Below are 16,325 nucleotides of genomic sequence, written 5' to 3'. Positions count from 1 at the left end.
CCCTCACCCCACGCTCGCCATCACCTCCGCCGTCACAGACTGCAGCAGCACAATCGTCACGAGCTGAAGCGAGGCGACCGGCTGGGTACGCCATGCCGTGATCTTGTCGGACAGCGACAACTGCGCCTCGAAGAATTTCGGCTCGTAGACGGTCTTGAAGAGGGCGGGGAAGCTCGGCCCGAGCGTGACTGCAAGCATCGCGTGGGCGAGGGAGGCGATGGCGACGAAGATGGCGACGCGGGGTCGCCGACGAGGTCGTGGTAGCCGCAGAGGGCGCGACGTGAGATGGGTCACAGTTGCGTGCGATGAACCGGGCATTGCGCTCGCGCGTCAAAACGTCTGCAACACCCCTGTGATCTTGCGGCGCGTTAGCGTTGCGGAGCGCCACGGGGCCCAACGAGGACGGGCGTGATGACATTGGAGAAGCTGAATCGCCAACGCGTCGTGCATCTGCTCGACGCCTTCGCGCGCGGCGATATCGAGACGGCGCTGTCCTGCTGCACCGACGATGTCGACTTCCTCACCCACGCGCCGATCGACGTGCTGCCGCACATGGCGCCGCGCCACGGCAAGCAAGAGCTGCGCGAGCTCTGGCAGACGGTCTGGTCGCGCTATTCGGAAATCCGCTACAAGGCACCGCACATCCTCGCCGAGGGCGAGGCGGTCGCGACCTACATGCACACCTATTTCAGGAAGCGCAGCAACGATCGCATCGTGCAGTTCGACATGGCGGTGTTCTACACCTTCCGCGGCGGGCTGGTGGCGCAGATCCGCGAGATCATCGATTCCTACGACCTCGTGCAGCAGGTGCTGGAACGGGAGATCGGCCCGCTGATCGTCGGGACGCGGGTGGACTGATCGTTCTCTCTCCCTGGTGCCGGCCGGAGACCGGAAAATTACGGGGTTCTATTGTAAATCTCACAAAACGCGCTCAATTGTGCTTTGCGAAATTGTGAATTGCGTTTTGACCGAAATCGGCTATTTCGTTCGCATACAAATGGGTTGAGCGCCCCAGGGCACGTTTACGGTGCATGGGGTTGGTTTCCGTTTTTTTCCGCAAGCCAGCGTCAGGACTGCCCAAATGACAGAGCACAGCCTCTGGCGTTTCTCGCGCGCATTGCACCGCGCGATCAACGACCGGCACTTCAGGGATATCGAAGCCCTGCTCGACGAGGACGTCGAATGGGCGCTCTACGGCCCGATCGACATGTTTCCGTTTTTCGGCGCGCGGCAGGGCAAGGATGCCGTGCTCGACGTCATCCGGCAGCTCGCCGACAATTTCCACGTCCGCCGCTTCGACCGCGAGAGCATCATGCTGGGCGCCGATTCCGCCGCCTCGATGCTGCGCTATTCGCTGACGGCCCTGGACTCCAGCAAGCCGATCAGCCTGCGCGTGGCACAGTTCGCCCAGTTCAAGGCGGGCAAGCTCGTCAGCATGCGCGTGCTGATCGACACCTTCGACCTGGTCGAGCAGGCACTCGGCCGCGCCATTCATCTGCCGAAGATGACCAGCGTCGGCTGAAGGGGACGCCAACGGGTCCCGCCTATCGGGACCGATGACCTTGCCTGGCGCGACGTCCTGGCCTCCAGCCCCGCCGGATGCCGTCGCATCAAGAGCTCGTCATCGGGCGCGCACCTTTCGCGCGGCCCGTTGGTTCGCCCCCCAAACGAACCGCCACAATTCCGCAACGATGAATCGGCATTTTCAGCGCGGAATGGCGCATGGTCTTTGCAGACGGCCGATATATAACTGTCGCAAAGCATGCGCCGGGGCTCGCGGGCAGGACGATGAAATTCTCGACAGGGTTTGGCTGGACCAGGCTGCCATTGCTGGCGGCCGCATTCATTTTTGGCTCGGCGCTGACGGTCTCGGCGCAGATCATTGCGCCGACGCCTGCCGCACCTGACGACGAAGCGGCCGAGGCCGCGGAGGCCCCCGACGTCAACGATCCCGACGTGCTCAAGGGCATCGACATCGACAAGCTCGACTGGAGCCAGCTCGCGGTCGATGCCGGGACCGGCATCGATCCCTCGCTGCGAAGAAGCGTGCCGAGGCCGCCGCCAAGGAGGGCCTGGACTGGTCGTCCAACCCCAATGCAAATGGCTCCTCGGCGGTGACCGTGAAACAGTCCGTGTTCTCGTTCTGGGATACGCGGGTCGGCGCCGACATGACGGTGACGAGCGACGATGTCCGAGCTGCTGGCGCAGAAGGCCACCAATGGCGGCAGCTTGCCGCAATCCTCCGGCAGCGCCTGGGCGGCGGCGACTGCGCCCGGCGCGGGCGCGATCTGGGACAAGACCGCGGTGGAAGCCCGGGTCGATCCCGGCGCCGAGCACAGCAAGATCGGGGCGTCACTGTCCAAATCGATGCCGCTGTCGGGCGACACCTCGCTGACGCTGCAGAACGGCTACAGCGTCAACCAGCAGGGTACCACCGCAGTCCCCGGCATCGGCGGCCACGTCACGCGCAATTACGAGACCGACCAGACCGCCAAGATCACCCTCACCGACACCGGCACCAGCATCACCGCCGGCCAGACGCTGTCGACCACCGACGACAAATGGCTGCGCAAAGTCGGCGCCGAGCAAAAATTGTTCGACAACGTCACCGTCTCCGGCTCGCTTGGCGAGACGTCGCAAGGTGCGCTGAACAAGAGCGTGACGGCGGGTTTCAAGAAGAGCTGGTGAGCCCAGCGCTCCACGCTCTCCCCTCATCCACCCCTCATCCTGAGGAGCGCTCCGAAGGAGCGCGTCTCGAAGGATCGAGGCCCCGCCGTTAGAGCTGGGCCTTTCATGGTTCGAGACGCGCTTCGCGCTCCTCACCATGAGGAGATGGAGGCTCCCGCCGATTCACGCTCCCCTAACCATGCGCCACGGCAAAACCCCCGAATGGTCCTCCCTTGCCGCATCTCGGCCCCTTTGCGGTCAAAATCGGACGCCCTGATGCGGGCTGCCTCACAGACGTCGTCGTGCGGGGGACACTCGCGCTGCGCTCAACGCGAACAGGGGAACAACGATGAACGCCACTCGCCCGGAAAAGATCGAATCCACCGAGACCGAGACGGTCGATACCAACCTCGCCGCCGTGACCGAGGTCGAAGCCGGCATCCGCGATTTCGTCCGCAACGACATCGCCTATCTGCGCCGTCCGGCATCGAGCACCGCCGACGCGCCGCCGCTCGACCCGAGCGCGGAAGCCACCGTCAACAACGTCAATTCGCTGATCCAGCGCGTCGCCGGCACCTCGCTCGCCGAGATCGAGAACTTGATCTCCGAGCTCGAGAGCCTGCGCGACCTGCTGCATGCCGAAGGCCAGCGCGTCCAGCGCGAGATCTCCGGCTACGCCCAGCTCAGCCAGGCCGCGATGAAGTCGACCCGTATGATCGCCGACAACGTCGCGCAGTGGAAGCGCGCCGCCGACGGTCTCCGCAACAGCTGATCATTCGCACGACGCCATTGGCCGCCGCGTTCCCGAAAGGAGAGCGCGGCGGTTTTGATTTGTGGGTATGATGGGTGGACACTCTCATCAACGAAGGTGTCATCGCCGGCTTGACCGGGCGATCCAGTATCCCAGAGGCGGCAGTGATTGAATCGAGAGGCCGCGGCGTATTGGATGCCCCGGTCACGCCGGGACATGACAGCGATGGATGCGGCAGCGCGAGGCATTGAACCCTCAGCCCCTCCCCCGCGACCAATGCCAAGCACCCGTGCAGGCACCGCCGGACTCAGGGGACATGTCATGGAAAGCATTCGGCCCGACAACACGGACCCGATATCGCTGCGGCCCGCGCCGAATCAGCTCGGCACGATCATGCTGCGCTTTGTCGGATTGCTGGTGGTTGCGATCGCGGTGCTGGCGTTCGTCTACAGCCGCTGACACAGGGCCGGGCACGGGCCCGGAAGATCAACGAATTCTTACGGGGCTTCCACGGTCGAGGCTTCCAGCGTGTAGGCGCCATCGGCATAGCCCTTCACCACCATGCCGGCGACCAGCATCACGGCCAGCGTCGCGGTCGCAAAGATGAATCCAACGAATTTAAGTGCGCCGCGGTCAGCCATGGTCCTCGTCCCCTGTCCTCTGCCAATTCGTTTCAAATAGGCAGCGACAGGTTCATAATTAGTTAGCATCTCACCGGTTCCGCCAAACTGCTTCGCGGTAACCATGTTGCGCAGGCTTATGGCAGCCGCCCGGAATCGCGTCCATAGCGCGAGGGCAACACTCGCGCACTCATTTGCCCGTCCATCTTGGAACTGATTTAGTTCGTCTTTCGCAGCGGCACGAAGGCGCTGGCGGTGATGGAATAGACCTCTTCGCCGCGCTGGTTGGTGCCGGTGGTGCGGGCCGTCAAAATGCCCCAGCCGGGACGCGAAGCGGAGGTGCGCTTGTCGACGACTTCGCTGACGTAAGAGACGGTATCGCCGGCGAGCACCGGCCTGATCCAGCGCAGGTCGCGAAAGCCCGGCGACGGGCCCCACACCGCGACCTCCTCGCCGCGCGCTGCGGCTTCCTGCGCCAGACGTTGGCCGTCGGCGACAACCAGGCTCATGCAGGCCGAGCCGACATGCCAGCCCGAGGCGGCGAGCCCGCCGAACAGCGAGTTCTTGCCTTCCTCCTCGTCGAGGTGAAAGCGCTGCGGATCGAATTTATGGGCGAATGTCTTGATGGACTCCGCCGTGAACGTATAGCTGCCGAGCTCGCGACGCTGTCCGATCGCGATGTCTTCGAAGAACCGCATCAGACCGCTCCCTCGCGCCGCTTGATCAGGATCGGCGAGGTCATCTCGGCAAGCGCCTGCCCCGCCGCATTGCGCGCGGTGCATTTGAACTTGACGATGCCGAGCTCCGGGCGGCTCTTGGAAGTGCGCGCCTCCACGACATCGACATCGAGCGTGAGATCGTCGCCAGGGCGAAGTGGCGACAGCCAGCGCACCTCATCCACGCCGGGCGATCCGAGCGAGGCGGCACGGGTGATGAAGCCGTCGGCCATCATCCGCATCATCAGCGAGCAGAGGTGCCAGCCCGAGCCGGACAGGCCGCGCAGCATGCTTCTGGCTGCGGCCTCTTCGTCCATATGCATCGGCTGCGGATCGAACTCCGCGGCAAAGGCCACGATCTCGTCGCGGGTGACATGGCGCGGGCCGAACGTGCCGAACCGGCCGGGCGGGAAGTCTTCGAAGGTCAGGGTCATCTCGGGAAAGCTTTGCGGGAATGACAGATTGTGGCCGCACTTTGCGGCAATCTCAACCCGCCGGCCCGCATGGCTCGTGCTACATAGGCGGTGGCAGCGGTGGTCTTGAGTCGGATCAGCCGAGGATCCATCGACGCGGCCGAATTTGACGTCCCGATTTGCCCTGGGGAGAGCAATGTTTTCATTCAGCGACCTATTCCAATGGGACCGGTTCATCACGCCGACGATCATCAAGACCTTCTATTGGCTGGTGATCGCGCTGATCTGCCTGTTCGGCCTCTCCGGCATCTTCTCAGGCCTCGCTGCGATGGCGATCAGCCCGTTCGGCGGCTTTCTGGTGCTACTGTCGTCGATCGCGAGCGTCGTGGTCGGCATCGTGTTCTCGCGCATCGTCGCGGAGCTGATCCTGATCGTCTTCCGCATCAACGAGCATCTCGGCGCGATCCGGGATCAGGGCGGCGGGATGCGGTAGCGGCACACACAGGTGCCGTAGGATGGGCAAAGGCGCAAAGCGCCGTGCCCACGATCATTCCGCGATATGAGAGAGGTGGTGGGCACGCTTCGCTTTGCCCACCCTGTACCGAGGTTGGTGCTTACGTATTGAACCTGAAATGCATCACGTCGCCGTCGGCGACGACGTATTCCTTGCCTTCGAGGCGGAGCTTGCCGGCATCGCGCGCGCCGGCTTCGCCGCCGAGCGCCACGTAATCTTCATACGCGATCGTCTCGGCGCGAATGAAACCCTTCTCGAAATCGGTGTGGATCACGCCGGCTGCCGCCGGCGCCTTGGTGCCGCGGTGAGTGGTCCAGGCGCGCGCTTCCTTCGGGCCAACGGTGAAGTAGGTGATGAGGTCGAGCAGCGTGTAGCCGGCGCGGATCAGGCGATCGAGCCCGGCTTCTTCGAGGCCCAGCGTCTCCAGGAAGTCGGCTCGCTCTTCACGTGAGATCGTCGCGATCTCGGATTCGATCTTGGCGGAGATGACGACGGCGACTGCGCCTTCCTTCGCAGCCTGCTCCTCGACCGCCTTCGAGAAGGCGTTGCCGGTCGCGGCCGAGCCTTCCTCGACGTTACAGACGTAGAGCACGGGCTTCGACGACAAGAGGCCGAGCATGGAGAACGCGCGCTCTTCCTCCGCCTTGCGCTCGACGAGCCGCGCGGGCTTGCCCTCACGCAGCAGCACCAAAGTGCGGTTGACGAGGTCGAGCTGCTCCTTGGCGTCCTTGTCGTTGCCCTTGGCCTTCTTGGTGAGATTGTCGACGCGCTTCTCGAGGCTGTCGAGGTCGGCAAGCATCAGCTCGGTCTCGATGGTCTCGATGTCGGCGAGCGGGGCGATCTTGCCTTCGACATGGGTGATGTCGGAGTCCTCGAAGCAGCGCACGACATGCGCGATGGCGTCGACCTCGCGGATGTTGGCGAGGAACTGGTTGCCGAGGCCTTCGCCCTTGGAGGCGCCGCGCACGAGGCCCGCGATGTCGACGAAGGTCAGCCGCGTCGGAATGATCTGGCCGGACTTGGCGATCGCGGCGAGCTTCTCCAGCCGCGGATCGGGCACGGCGACCTCGCCGACATTCGGCTCGATGGTGCAGAACGGATAGTTCGCGGCCTGCGCCGCGGCCGTCTCGGTCAGCGCGTTGAACAAGGTCGACTTGCCGACATTGGGCAATCCGACGATCCCGCATTTGAATCCCACGAGCGTTATTCCTTGCCGTTCTCGTCCTTGGTCAAAAATCCCTTCGCCTGCATGGCCAGATGGACCCTGTTGGCGAAGGTCGCGTCCGTGCCTTTGGCGAGCAGCGCGGCGTGCTCGGCGACCGCCTCGCAGAGCGTCGCCACCCATTCGTTGTCGGCCTTGGCGAAATCCGAGAGCACGTGGCCGTGCACCAGTTCCTTGACACCGGGATGACCGATGCCGAGCCGCACCCGGCGATAGTCGTTGCCGATATGCGCCGAGATCGAGCGCAGGCCGTTGTGGCCGGCGATGCCGCCGCCGATCTTCACCCGCACCTTGCCCGGCGGCAGCTCGAGCTCGTCGTGGAACACGGTGACGTCGCCCGGCGCGATCTTGAAGAAGCCCGCCGCCTCCTGAACGCTGCGGCCGGACTCGTTCATGTAGGTCGTGGGCTTGAGCAGGATCACGCGCTCAGGTCCGAGCGTGCCTTCCGAGGTCTCGCCCTGAAAGCGCCGGCGCCATGGCGCAAAGCCATGACGCCGCGCGATCTCGTCGACGGCCATGAAGCCGATATTGTGCCGGTTGCGTGCGTATTTCGCGCCGGGATTGCCGAGCCCAACAAAGAGTCGCATGACGCGGCGCGCCCCTGGCTCGGCGCGCGGTCAGGGACCGCGCGCCAGCTTTGAGAGATTACTTCTTCTTGTCGCCGCCGGCGGGAGCCTTGGCAGCCGCCGCCGGAGCAGCAGCACCCGCAGCCGGAGCAGCTGCAGCCGGAGCAGCAGCACCCGCGGCCGGAGCCGCACCACCCGCCGCAGCCGCAGCAGCAGCCTTCTGCTCTTCGGCGTAGCCGGACGGCGGCACGATGGTGACGAGGGTCGCGTCCTCGCGGGTCAGCGCCTTCACGCCGGCCGGGAGCTTGACGTCCGACAGATGCAGGGAGTGACCGATTTCGAGCGAGCCGACATCGGCCTCGATGTATTGCGGGATGCTCTCGACGCCGCATTCGAGGTCGATCGCGTGGGCAACGATGTTGACGGTGCCGCCGCGCTTCACGCCCGGAGAGGTTTCCGCCTTCACCACGTGCAGGGGAACGCTGATACGGATGGTGGCGCCTTCCCCGAGCCGCATGAAATCGACATGGATCGGGAAGTCCTTCACCGGATCGAGGTGGTAGTCGCGCGGAATGACGCGGTGCTTCTTGCCTTCGAGGTCGATGTCGACCAGCGTGGTCAGGAACCGGCCGGCGAGGATGCGCTGGCGCAGCTCACGATCTTCGATCGAGATGGTCAGCGGGGGCTGGTTGTTGCCATAGATCACTCCGGGCACTCGCCCGGCGCGACGCTCAGCCCGGGCGGCCCCCTTGCCGCTCTTCGGACGTGCGGTCGCCTTCAATTCCTTGACGGTCGTCGCCATGTCGTTAAGTCCTTGTTTTTGCAAAAGTTAATGGGCCGCAAGGCGGCCCATGGCATAGCTCGCAGCAAGCCTCCAGGGGTGCGGGGGCCGCGAACGTGGCGGGCTTTTACCCGGAAGATGCGGAAATGACAAGGAAATGCGGGGACTTTTTGCGGGGACCTGTGAGGCCCGTACCCCGTCGTTCCGGGGCGATGCGGAGCACCGAACCCGGAACCTCGAGATTCCCAGGTGCGCAATTGCGCACCGGGGTTCGCGACTTCGCCGCGCGCCGGAAATGACGCCGAGAGGCGTCACCCGCCCAGCTTGGCCTCCAGCGCGGCAATCCGCGCCTTCAGGGACTCGTTCTCCTCACGCGCCAGGCGCGCCATGTCCTTGACCGCCTCGAATTCCTCGCGCTTGACGAGATCCATGTCGCGCAGGAATTTTTCGGCCTGGCTGCGCATCACCGTGTCGAACTCGCGCTTGACGCCCTGGGCCGCACCGGCGGCGTCGTTCATCAGGCGACCGATCTCGTCGAAAAACCGGTTGCTGGTCTGGGTCATGTCGGTCTCCTCGCGGCCTTGCGATAAACTTTGCGCGAACATTCGAAAAAGACAATGGCAATCCGCAGGGAACGGTTCAAGGGCCGATCAGCGGTATCCTTGTCATGCCCCCGTTTCCTTGCAATCGTATTCAACCTCCCTGCATAAGAAGAATCACGCGGCGTCTGCTGGCGCTCGATCGCCGCAACCTCGTCTAGGCACAGAAGGCGTGATGCCCTTCCTTCTCATCGACTTTCCCTCGTTCAGCCCAATCGCGCTCCAGATCGGGCCGTTTGCGATCCGCTGGTACGCGCTTGGCTATATCTGCGGGATCACGATCGGCTGGCTCTATGCCCGCGCACTGATCAAGAACGACAGGCTGTGGGCCGGCTCATCGCCGATCAGCCTGGTGCAGATCGACGATTTCATCTTGTGGGTGACGCTCGGCATCATCGTCGGTGGCCGCAGCGGTTATGTCCTGTTCTACAATCTGCCCTTCTTCATCGAGCACCCGGCCGCCATCTTCAAATTGTGGGAAGGCGGCATGTCCTTCCACGGCGGCTTCCTCGGTTGCGTCGTCGCAGTGATGTGGTTCGCCCGGAAAAACGGCATCTCGATCCTGTCGCTCGGCGACATCACCTGCGGCGTTGCGCCGATCGGGATTTTCCTGGTGCGGCTGACGAACTTCATCAACGGCGAATTGTGGGGCCGCGCTGCCGATCCCAGCCTGCCCTGGGCCATGATCTTTCCGACCGGCGGCGACGTGCCGCGCCATCCGAGCCAGCTCTACGAGGCGGGCATGGAGGGGCTGCTGCTGTTCGCCGTGCTCGCCGTGATGATCCGCCGCGGCGCGTTGAAGCGGCCGGGGCTCATCCTCGGCAGCTTCATCCTGATCTACGGCTTGACCCGGATCATCGGCGAGCACTTCCGCGAGCCGGACGCCCAGCTCGGCTACCTCTGGGGCGGATTAACCATGGGCATGCTGTTGTCGATCCCGATGCTTATCGTCGGCCTCATACTTATTGTATTGGCAGTGCGGCGCGGTGCGCCGAAGCCGATCGAGGCCGTTCATTAATTCATTTCGAGAAAGCACGCCGTGACCGACCAGCCGCTCCTCAACGAGATCAAGGCGCTGATCAAATCCTCAGGGCCCATGCCGGTCTGGCGGTACATGGAACTGTGCCTGATGCATCCGCGCTACGGCTATTACGTCTCGCGCGATCCGCTCGGGCGCGAGGGCGATTTCACCACCGCGCCCGAGGTCAGCCAGATGTTCGGCGAGCTCCTGGGCCTGTGGACCGCCTCGGTGTGGAAGCAGATGGGCTCGCCGCAATTCCTGCGGCTGATCGAGCTCGGGCCCGGCCGCGGCACCATGATGGCCGATGCGCTGCGCGCATTGCGCGTGCTGCCGCCGCTCTACCAGGCGCTTCACATCCACTTGGTCGAGGTCAACCCCGTCTTGCGCGAACGGCAGAGCGCGACGCTGGCCAACGTGCGCAACGTCGCCTGGCACGACAGCATCGACGAGGTGCCGGAGGGGCCTAGCATCATCCTCGCCAACGAATATTTCGACGTGCTGCCGATCCATCAGATGATCCGCCACGAAAACGGCTGGCACGAGCGCGTCATCGAGATCGATCCCAACGGAAGGCTTCAGTTCGGCGCGGCGCCCGAGCCGACGCCACGCTTCGACGTGCTGCTGCCGCCCTTGGTGCGCGCCGCGCCCATAGGGGCCGTATTCGAATGGCGGCCCGACGGCGAAATCATGAAGCTCGCCACGCGCGTGCGCGACCAGGACGGCGCGGCGCTGATCATCGACTACGGCCATCTGCGCAGCGATGCCGGCGACACCTTCCAGGCCATCGCGCGCCACACCTTCGCCGATCCCTTGAAGGCGCCGGGCCAGGCCGACGTCACCGCGCATGTCGACTTCCAGGCGCTGGTGCGCGCGGCCGAGGATGTCGGCGCCCGCGTGCACGGCCCGGTGACGCAAGGCGATTTCCTCAAGCGGATCGGCATCGACACCCGCGCCGCCGCCCTGATGCAGAAGGCGGCGCCGGAGGTGGCTACCGACATTTCGGTGGCACTCAAGCGCCTGACTGATACCGGGCGTGGCGGCATGGGCTCGATGTTCAAGGTGCTCGGCATCTCCGAGCCGCGGCTATCGGGCCTTGCCGGCCTCAGCGATCTCGAACACGCAGGAGAGGCCTCATGACGATTGCTTCCTCGCTGCTGTCAGCCGTGCCCGGCCTGCGCCATGCCTTCTTCACCCGCGAGGGCGGCGTCTCCGGTGGCATTTATTGTGCGCTGAACGGCGGGCTCGGCTCCAACGACGATCAGGCGCTGGTCGCCGAGAACCGCCGCCGCATGGCCGAACATGTCGGCGTCGCGCCCGAACGCTTCCTCAGCCTGCACCAGATCCATTCGCCCGACGTGCTCGTGGCTGACGCGCCGTGGCCGAACGGGCCGCGGCCGAGGGGCGATGCGCTGGTGACGAAGACGCCCGGCATCGCGCTCGGCGTCTCCACCGCCGATTGCGGGCCGGTGCTGTTCGTCGATCCCAATGCACGCGTGATCGGCGGCGCCCATGCCGGCTGGAAGGGCGCGCTGTCAGGCGTGCTGGAAGCAACGATCTCGGCGATGGAGCAACTCGGCGCCACGCGCGGCGGTATCATTGCCGCGATTGGCCCCTTGATCCGGCAGGACAGCTACGAGGTCGGCAACGAGTTCGTCGCGCGCTTCATCGAGGCGGACGCGGACAACGCGGTGTTCTTCATCCCGTCGGTGCGCGAGGGCCACGCGATGTTCGATCTCGCCGGCTTCATCCGCAAGCGGCTGGAAGCCGCCGGCATCCTGATGATCGACGATCTCGGGCTCGACACCTACGCCGACGAACGTTTCTTCAGCTACCGCCGCTCGGTGCATCGCAAGGAGCCGGATTACGGCCGCCACGTTCACGCGATCGCGCTCGAGGGCTGAGGGCTCGTGCCCCCGGACGCGGCGCAGCACGCAAGTGATGCGCCGCTGAGCCGGGGCCCATGTCTCTGCAATCTGGATTCTCTGCAATCTCGATTCTCTGCAATCTCGATCTCGGCGCCAATCTCGTGTCCCGGCTCAGCGCAGCGGCACTACGCGCCGCAGCGCGTCCGGGACACGAGAAGCTTCCATGTGACGCAAACCAGGGTGGCAATACCCCATTTCCTTCGGCCCCCCTTTTGTGTCGCCTCCGCCCTAGACGTTAATGCGTTTTAACGATATCGCTGCCCTCCAATGAGGGAAGCGTCATCTTTTCTGCGCCGCGCGGGTTCGCGCGTGCTGGCGGTCATGCTGCTGGCGGCTGCGACCGCACTTGGCGGCTGCGCCGGTGGCGGCGGCAGTGCCGCCAACTCCTATGCAATGGCGCCGAGCACCGGCTCGGGTGCGACGGTGGCGTTCGAATCGATCGACGGGCCGCCGCCGCAAGTGTTCGACCGCATGGTCGGCGTGCTCGACAGCGAATCCAAGCTACGCAGCCTGTCCGTCGTCTCCCGCGAGGGCACGGCCGCCTACCGCGTGCGCAGCTACCTCTCCGCCCAGGTCGTCCGCGGCAGGACCGTGATCGCCTGGGTCTGGGACGTCTATGACGCCAATCAGCAACGGGCGCTGCGCCTGTCCGGTGAGGAACCGACCTCGGCCAAGGGTGGTCGCGACGCGACACGTGATGCTTGGGCGGCCGCCGACGACCTGGTACTGCGGAAGATCGCCCAGGCCGGATTCAGCGGACTTTCCAACATGATCAACGGAACGCCGGATGCACCGGGCGCGGCTCCCGGCCTCCGGGGGCCGGCGGTCGCGAGCGTGATCCAGCAGCCGCCAGCGTCGGACATGCCGGCCTCGGCCCTCGGCTATGCCGATGACCCCCGCTAAACCACGGGCTCAAGTCACGGCCAAGCCGTTGGCCCGACTCGGGATTTTCGCAGGGAAAACTGTAGCATCCCGGGTTGCCATTCGAGCCCCCGGCCTGATATTTCCTCGCGCGTCGTAACCGTGCTGCCTGTGGGTATTTTCTGATGTTGAACGTCGTATCCAGCAAAGCGCGGGAGGAAACGTCCATGTCGGCCAAAAACGGCTCCATCAAGCTCGTCGCCGGCAACTCCAACCCGGCTCTCGCCCAGGCGATCGCGCAAGGCCTGGACATGCCGCTGACCAAGGCGGTGGTGCGGCGCTTCGCCGACATGGAGATCTTTGTCGAGGTTCAGGAGAACATCCGCGGCTCGGACGCCTTCATCATCCAGTCGACGTCGTTCCCGGCGAACGACAATCTGATGGAGCTGCTGATCATCACCGACGCGCTGCGCCGCTCCTCGGCGCGCCGCATCACCGCGGTGATCCCCTATTTCGGCTATGCCAGGCAGGACCGCCGTTCCGGCTCGCGCACGCCGATCTCGGCCAAGCTCGTGGCCAATCTGATCACCCATGCCGGTGTCGACCGCGTCATGACGCTCGACCTGCATGCCGGCCAGATCCAGGGCTTCTTCGATATCCCGACCGACAATTTGTTCGCCGCCCCCCTGATGGTGCGCGACATCCGCGAACGTTTCGACCTCGGCAAGGTGATGGTGGTCTCGCCCGACGTCGGCGGCGTGGCCCGCGCCCGTGGCCTTGCCAAGCGCATCAACACCCCGCTCGCGATCGTCGACAAGCGCCGCGAGCGTCCGGGCGAATCCGAAGTCATGAACGTGATCGGCGATGTCTCCGGCTACAGCTGCATCCTGGTCGACGACATCGTCGATTCCGGCGGCACGCTGGTGAACGCGGCCGACGCGCTGATCGCGAAGGGTGCCAAGGACGTCTACGCCTACATCACCCATGGCGTTCTCTCCGGCGGCGCGGCCGCGCGCATCTCCGGCTCGAAGCTGAAGGAGCTGGTGATCACCGATTCGATCCTGCCGACCGAGGCGGTGACCAAGGCGCCGAACATCCGCACCCTGCCGATCGCCAGCCTGATCTCGGATGCGATCGCGCGCACCGCTGCGGAAGAGTCGGTGTCGAGCCTGTTCGACTGATTTTTCGCCCCCTCCCGCTTGCCGAGAGAGGCGAGATTACCCCGCCACCCAGGTTAGCCTGCTCACCAGATTGCCTGCGCCTTCCGCGCCCGCCACACAGCTCTCCAGCGGCTCGGTGGCGCTGTTCCGCGATGACAATTGGAGCAGCCAGCGCTTCGACTCAGCACCGGCGATTTCGTGCCGACCAGCGTCAGCGGCTCCAATCATTGATGTTCGACCAGGCCACCTTCGTCGCGTTCAACCTGCCGGTCGGCACTGTGATGACGTTGATGGATAACGTGATGTCGGTCCCTGCCGGCAAGACCGTGGCAGACCTCAGCGGCTGCGGCCGCTGCGTCGATCTGGTCGGCACCGGCAAGACCGAGGCTGTCGACCTGCGCGCCGTCAACATGAACGATTGCATCTCGTCGTTCTTCTGGCGGGAGGTCGACCTCAATCTCGGCGCCATCGAGCTGTTCGACGACGCCGGCAGCCTCGCCAGCAGCATCACGGTGAACACCGATTCAACACCGCTGAGCAATACCAAGGCGGCGTGATCCCATGACAAGTCGGTCGGCCTCCATGGCCGACCGACTTGCTTGTATCTGCACCCTGGTCATTCCAGGGCGCGGCAACAGAGCCCCCGGACTCTCGAGAGTCCGGGTCTCGCTGCAAGAACGCTGCAACGGCTCTTCGACTTATCCTACGATCCCCGCCGCGACCTGGCCGCGCAGGCGCTCCAGGCCGTGCAACGTCTCGGCGCAGGCTGCCGCGACCTCGACGCCCTTGATCGCAAAATGCTTGCGGAAGAAGTCGTAGTGCACCTCGGTCTCGTGGAATTGCTGCGGCGTCAGCACCGCCGAGAACACCGGCACCTCGGTGCGGAGCTGCACATCCATCAGCGCCTTGATCACGGTGTCCGCGACGAATTCGTGGCGATAGATGCCGCCGTCGACGACGAGACCGGCGGCGACGATCGCGGTGTAGCGCCGCGTCTTGGCGAGGACCTGGGCGTGCAGCGGGATCTCGAACGAGCCCGGCACCTCGAACACGTCGACATGTGTGAGGTGCCGTGCCTCCGCCTCCTTCAGGAAGGCGATGCGGGCCTCCGCGACCACATCGCGGTGCCAGCAGGCCTGCACGAAGGCCACCCGCTGCGGCTTTGCGAAGCGCGGATGCTCCGGCACCGGGTCCTGCGGAACCGGCGGTCGAGTGGGCTGGGACGTTTCGGTTTGGGGATCTTGCAACATCTGATTCATGGCTTTCCTCGGTTTAAGGACCAGAATCAGGGCACACGGAACGACAAACAGCCGCATCTTGCGATGCGTCTGCCACCGACCGTTCTCTTTCATCCGGACTTTGACCGTCGGCTTCGGAGTTGCACCGAATCTGCTGACCCTTCCCTTCGGGATGACCCTCACGGAAGGCGCTCGCGGGCTTGGGCCTTTCGGCCCTTACCGCCGGTGGGGACTTTCACCCCGCCCTGAGAACATCGGCCGCCCGGGATTGAGCGACCTGGCTGGAACTATGCCGCCGGTCGGGGGCAGCAAGCAAGCGTGTTCCGCAGCCCAAAACCGCATGGTCCCATGCTGCAGGGGCGGTGCGCCCCCTCGCACAGCGGAATTAGCGACTGGGGGTTTTCGGGAATCCGATTCCGATTTGTTCTCATTCGTTAACAATTGTGGCCGAGATCAGCTGTGGACGAACGAGTCCTGGCTTGTGGACGGACTCGGGACCCAGTTGCGCAGATTCCGCAAATCACATCAGTTGATCCGCGACAGGCCGCGCCGATCGGAAGGAGATCGCGAAAGCGACTCCCGAGATCGACGACGTTAGGGGAGCGCGCGCCGGACCCAACCGCGTGCGTATCAAAGACAACAAGAAGGCAAGAGGTCGAGACGGCATGTCCCTGCTCGAAGGCACTATCGATTCCAGAAGCCATCCGCTCGCGGTGGTCGAGGATATCGCTGCCAGCAACAACTGGCCGTTCGAACGCTCTGGCGAAGACGAACTCACGATTGTCTCGAAGGGACAATGGACCGATTACCAGCTCTCCTTCACCTGGATGGGCGAGATCGAGGCGCTGCATCTGGCGTGTGCCTTCGACATGAAAATTCCGCTGCCGCGGCGAAGCGAGGTGCAGCGGCTCGTCGCCGCCGTGAACGAGCAGCTGTGGGTCGGCCATTTCGATTTGTGGACCAACACCGGCTTGATCATGCACCGCCAGGCTCTGGTGCTGCCGGGCGGCCTCACCGCCTCGACCGCGCAATGCGAGGCCATGCTCGCCGGCGCCATTCACGCCTGCGAGCGCTACTTCCCGGCGTTCCAGTTCGTGGTGTGGGCCGGCAAGACCACCGCGGAGGCCATGGACGCGGCGATGTTCGACACGGTGGGCGAGGCGTAGGGGTCTTGAGGGAGCCGCCGCCCCCTCCCCGCGTCGTCCCGGACAAGCGCGCCTAAAGCGCGCGCAGATCCGGAGTCCATACCGAGTGATGTCCCTTGTGGCACG

The 16,325-nt window shown here is 64.7% G+C and carries 21 protein-coding genes, 1 pseudogene and 1 riboswitch; of the genes and pseudogenes, 13 read left to right on the top strand and 9 right to left on the bottom strand.

The genetic code is table 11. The features are described 5' to 3' along the window. Positions 1 to 3: 3 nt before the first annotated feature. Positions 4 to 198 (bottom strand): hypothetical protein, encoded by a 195-nt coding sequence (locus tag BRAD3257_RS05600; RefSeq protein WP_244607862.1) that lies wholly within the window; start codon positions 196 to 198, stop codon positions 4 to 6. A 213-nt stretch (positions 199 to 411) separates the two neighbouring features. Between BRAD3257_RS05600 and BRAD3257_RS05595 the strand changes: the two genes are divergently transcribed. From BRAD3257_RS05595 to BRAD3257_RS40200, 5 genes and pseudogenes are all read left to right on the top strand, one after another. Next, positions 412 to 858: a nuclear transport factor 2 family protein gene (locus BRAD3257_RS05595; RefSeq protein WP_122401018.1), complete on the top strand. Its 447-nt coding sequence runs from the start codon at positions 412 to 414 to the stop codon at positions 856 to 858. Positions 859 to 1,081: 223 nt separating this feature from the next. Then, on the top strand, positions 1,082 to 1,522 hold the full coding sequence (locus BRAD3257_RS05590) for a nuclear transport factor 2 family protein (protein ID WP_122401017.1): 441 nt from the start codon (positions 1,082 to 1,084) through the stop codon (positions 1,520 to 1,522). A 266-nt stretch (positions 1,523 to 1,788) separates the two neighbouring features. Next, a pseudogene (locus tag BRAD3257_RS05585) lies at positions 1,789 to 2,688 on the top strand (hypothetical protein). Between the two features lie 328 nt (positions 2,689 to 3,016). Beyond that, the gene (locus BRAD3257_RS05580; protein ID WP_122401016.1) at positions 3,017 to 3,439 is read left to right on the top strand and encodes a hypothetical protein; all 423 of its coding nucleotides are present in this window, start codon (positions 3,017 to 3,019) and stop codon (positions 3,437 to 3,439) included. A 300-nt stretch (positions 3,440 to 3,739) separates the two neighbouring features. Then, entirely contained in the window at positions 3,740 to 3,877 is a 138-nt protein-coding gene (locus BRAD3257_RS40200) for a hypothetical protein (RefSeq protein WP_164936752.1), read from the top strand. A 38-nt stretch (positions 3,878 to 3,915) separates the two neighbouring features. Here BRAD3257_RS40200 and BRAD3257_RS40195 read toward each other — a convergent pair whose 3' ends face one another. The 3 genes from BRAD3257_RS40195 to BRAD3257_RS05570 all read right to left on the bottom strand — a co-directional run bounded on the left by BRAD3257_RS40195 (position 3,916) and on the right by BRAD3257_RS05570 (position 5,188). After that, entirely contained in the window at positions 3,916 to 4,059 is a 144-nt protein-coding gene (locus BRAD3257_RS40195; RefSeq protein ID WP_164936753.1) for a hypothetical protein, read from the bottom strand. Positions 4,060 to 4,256: 197 nt separating this feature from the next. Beyond that, positions 4,257 to 4,736 (bottom strand): MaoC family dehydratase, encoded by a 480-nt coding sequence (locus BRAD3257_RS05575; protein ID WP_122401015.1) that lies wholly within the window; start codon positions 4,734 to 4,736, stop codon positions 4,257 to 4,259. Then, entirely contained in the window at positions 4,736 to 5,188 is a 453-nt protein-coding gene (locus BRAD3257_RS05570) for a MaoC family dehydratase (protein WP_122401014.1), read from the bottom strand. Before BRAD3257_RS05570 ends, BRAD3257_RS05575 begins: the two co-directional genes overlap by 1 nt. Before the next feature lie 175 nt (positions 5,189 to 5,363). Between BRAD3257_RS05570 and BRAD3257_RS05565 the strand changes: the two genes are divergently transcribed. Then, the gene (locus BRAD3257_RS05565; protein WP_018648333.1) at positions 5,364 to 5,660 is read left to right on the top strand and encodes a DUF4282 domain-containing protein; all 297 of its coding nucleotides are present in this window, start codon (positions 5,364 to 5,366) and stop codon (positions 5,658 to 5,660) included. Positions 5,661 to 5,781: 121 nt separating this feature from the next. On the opposite strand, the gene ychF is transcribed toward BRAD3257_RS05565, so the two are convergent. The 4 genes from ychF to BRAD3257_RS05545 form a co-directional block, all read right to left on the bottom strand. Next, positions 5,782 to 6,879, bottom strand: coding sequence for a redox-regulated ATPase YchF (ychF, locus tag BRAD3257_RS05560; RefSeq protein WP_122401013.1), 1,098 nt, complete (start codon positions 6,877 to 6,879; stop codon positions 5,782 to 5,784). Between the two features lie 5 nt (positions 6,880 to 6,884). Beyond that, positions 6,885 to 7,490 (bottom strand): aminoacyl-tRNA hydrolase, encoded by a 606-nt coding sequence (pth, locus tag BRAD3257_RS05555; RefSeq protein WP_122401012.1) that lies wholly within the window; start codon positions 7,488 to 7,490, stop codon positions 6,885 to 6,887. Between the two features lie 58 nt (positions 7,491 to 7,548). After that, positions 7,549 to 8,271, bottom strand: coding sequence for a 50S ribosomal protein L25/general stress protein Ctc (locus BRAD3257_RS05550; protein WP_122401011.1), 723 nt, complete (start codon positions 8,269 to 8,271; stop codon positions 7,549 to 7,551). A gap of 290 nt (positions 8,272 to 8,561) precedes the next feature. Continuing rightward, positions 8,562 to 8,813: an accessory factor UbiK family protein gene (locus tag BRAD3257_RS05545; RefSeq protein WP_122406390.1), complete on the bottom strand. Its 252-nt coding sequence runs from the start codon at positions 8,811 to 8,813 to the stop codon at positions 8,562 to 8,564. A 211-nt stretch (positions 8,814 to 9,024) separates the two neighbouring features. Here BRAD3257_RS05545 and lgt point away from each other — a divergent pair, with 211 nt between their 5' ends. The 6 genes from lgt (at position 9,025) to BRAD3257_RS05515 (ending at position 14,373) form a co-directional block, all read left to right on the top strand. Further along, the gene (gene lgt / locus BRAD3257_RS05540; protein ID WP_162500125.1) at positions 9,025 to 9,867 is read left to right on the top strand and encodes a prolipoprotein diacylglyceryl transferase; all 843 of its coding nucleotides are present in this window, start codon (positions 9,025 to 9,027) and stop codon (positions 9,865 to 9,867) included. Between the two features lie 21 nt (positions 9,868 to 9,888). Further along, positions 9,889 to 11,007 carry a class I SAM-dependent methyltransferase gene (locus BRAD3257_RS05535; protein WP_122401009.1) on the top strand — a complete coding sequence of 373 codons (1,119 nt, stop codon included), beginning with the start codon at positions 9,889 to 9,891 and terminating at the stop codon, positions 11,005 to 11,007. Next, the gene (pgeF, locus tag BRAD3257_RS05530) at positions 11,004 to 11,771 is read left to right on the top strand and encodes a peptidoglycan editing factor PgeF (protein WP_122401008.1); all 768 of its coding nucleotides are present in this window, start codon (positions 11,004 to 11,006) and stop codon (positions 11,769 to 11,771) included. The genes BRAD3257_RS05535 and pgeF overlap by 4 nt, the downstream gene beginning before the upstream one ends. 291 nt (positions 11,772 to 12,062) lie before the next feature. Continuing rightward, positions 12,063 to 12,698, top strand: coding sequence for a hypothetical protein (locus tag BRAD3257_RS05525; protein WP_122401007.1), 636 nt, complete (start codon positions 12,063 to 12,065; stop codon positions 12,696 to 12,698). Between the two features lie 185 nt (positions 12,699 to 12,883). Beyond that, positions 12,884 to 13,837, top strand: a complete 954-nt coding sequence (locus BRAD3257_RS05520; protein WP_162500124.1) for a ribose-phosphate pyrophosphokinase — start codon at positions 12,884 to 12,886, stop codon at positions 13,835 to 13,837. A 209-nt stretch (positions 13,838 to 14,046) separates the two neighbouring features. Beyond that, the gene (locus BRAD3257_RS05515; RefSeq protein WP_122401005.1) at positions 14,047 to 14,373 is read left to right on the top strand and encodes a hypothetical protein; all 327 of its coding nucleotides are present in this window, start codon (positions 14,047 to 14,049) and stop codon (positions 14,371 to 14,373) included. Between the two features lie 141 nt (positions 14,374 to 14,514). On the opposite strand, the gene BRAD3257_RS05510 is transcribed toward BRAD3257_RS05515, so the two are convergent. Continuing rightward, positions 14,515 to 15,075, bottom strand: a complete 561-nt coding sequence (locus BRAD3257_RS05510; protein ID WP_122406389.1) for a 6,7-dimethyl-8-ribityllumazine synthase — start codon at positions 15,073 to 15,075, stop codon at positions 14,515 to 14,517. A 77-nt stretch (positions 15,076 to 15,152) separates the two neighbouring features. Then, positions 15,153 to 15,311: riboswitch (FMN riboswitch) on the bottom strand. 408 nt (positions 15,312 to 15,719) lie between these two features. Between BRAD3257_RS05510 and BRAD3257_RS05505 the strand changes: the two genes are divergently transcribed. Beyond that, positions 15,720 to 16,220, top strand: a complete 501-nt coding sequence (locus tag BRAD3257_RS05505; RefSeq protein ID WP_122401004.1) for a type III secretion system chaperone family protein — start codon at positions 15,720 to 15,722, stop codon at positions 16,218 to 16,220. Positions 16,221 to 16,325 lie beyond the last annotated feature (105 nt).

This window comes from Bradyrhizobium vignae (assembly GCF_900324035.1).
In the GTDB taxonomy this organism is placed as follows: domain Bacteria; phylum Pseudomonadota; class Alphaproteobacteria; order Rhizobiales; family Xanthobacteraceae; genus Bradyrhizobium; species Bradyrhizobium vignae.
Note: the sequence above shows the minus strand (reverse complement) of the source record. Positions and strands in the feature narration are given on the sequence as shown.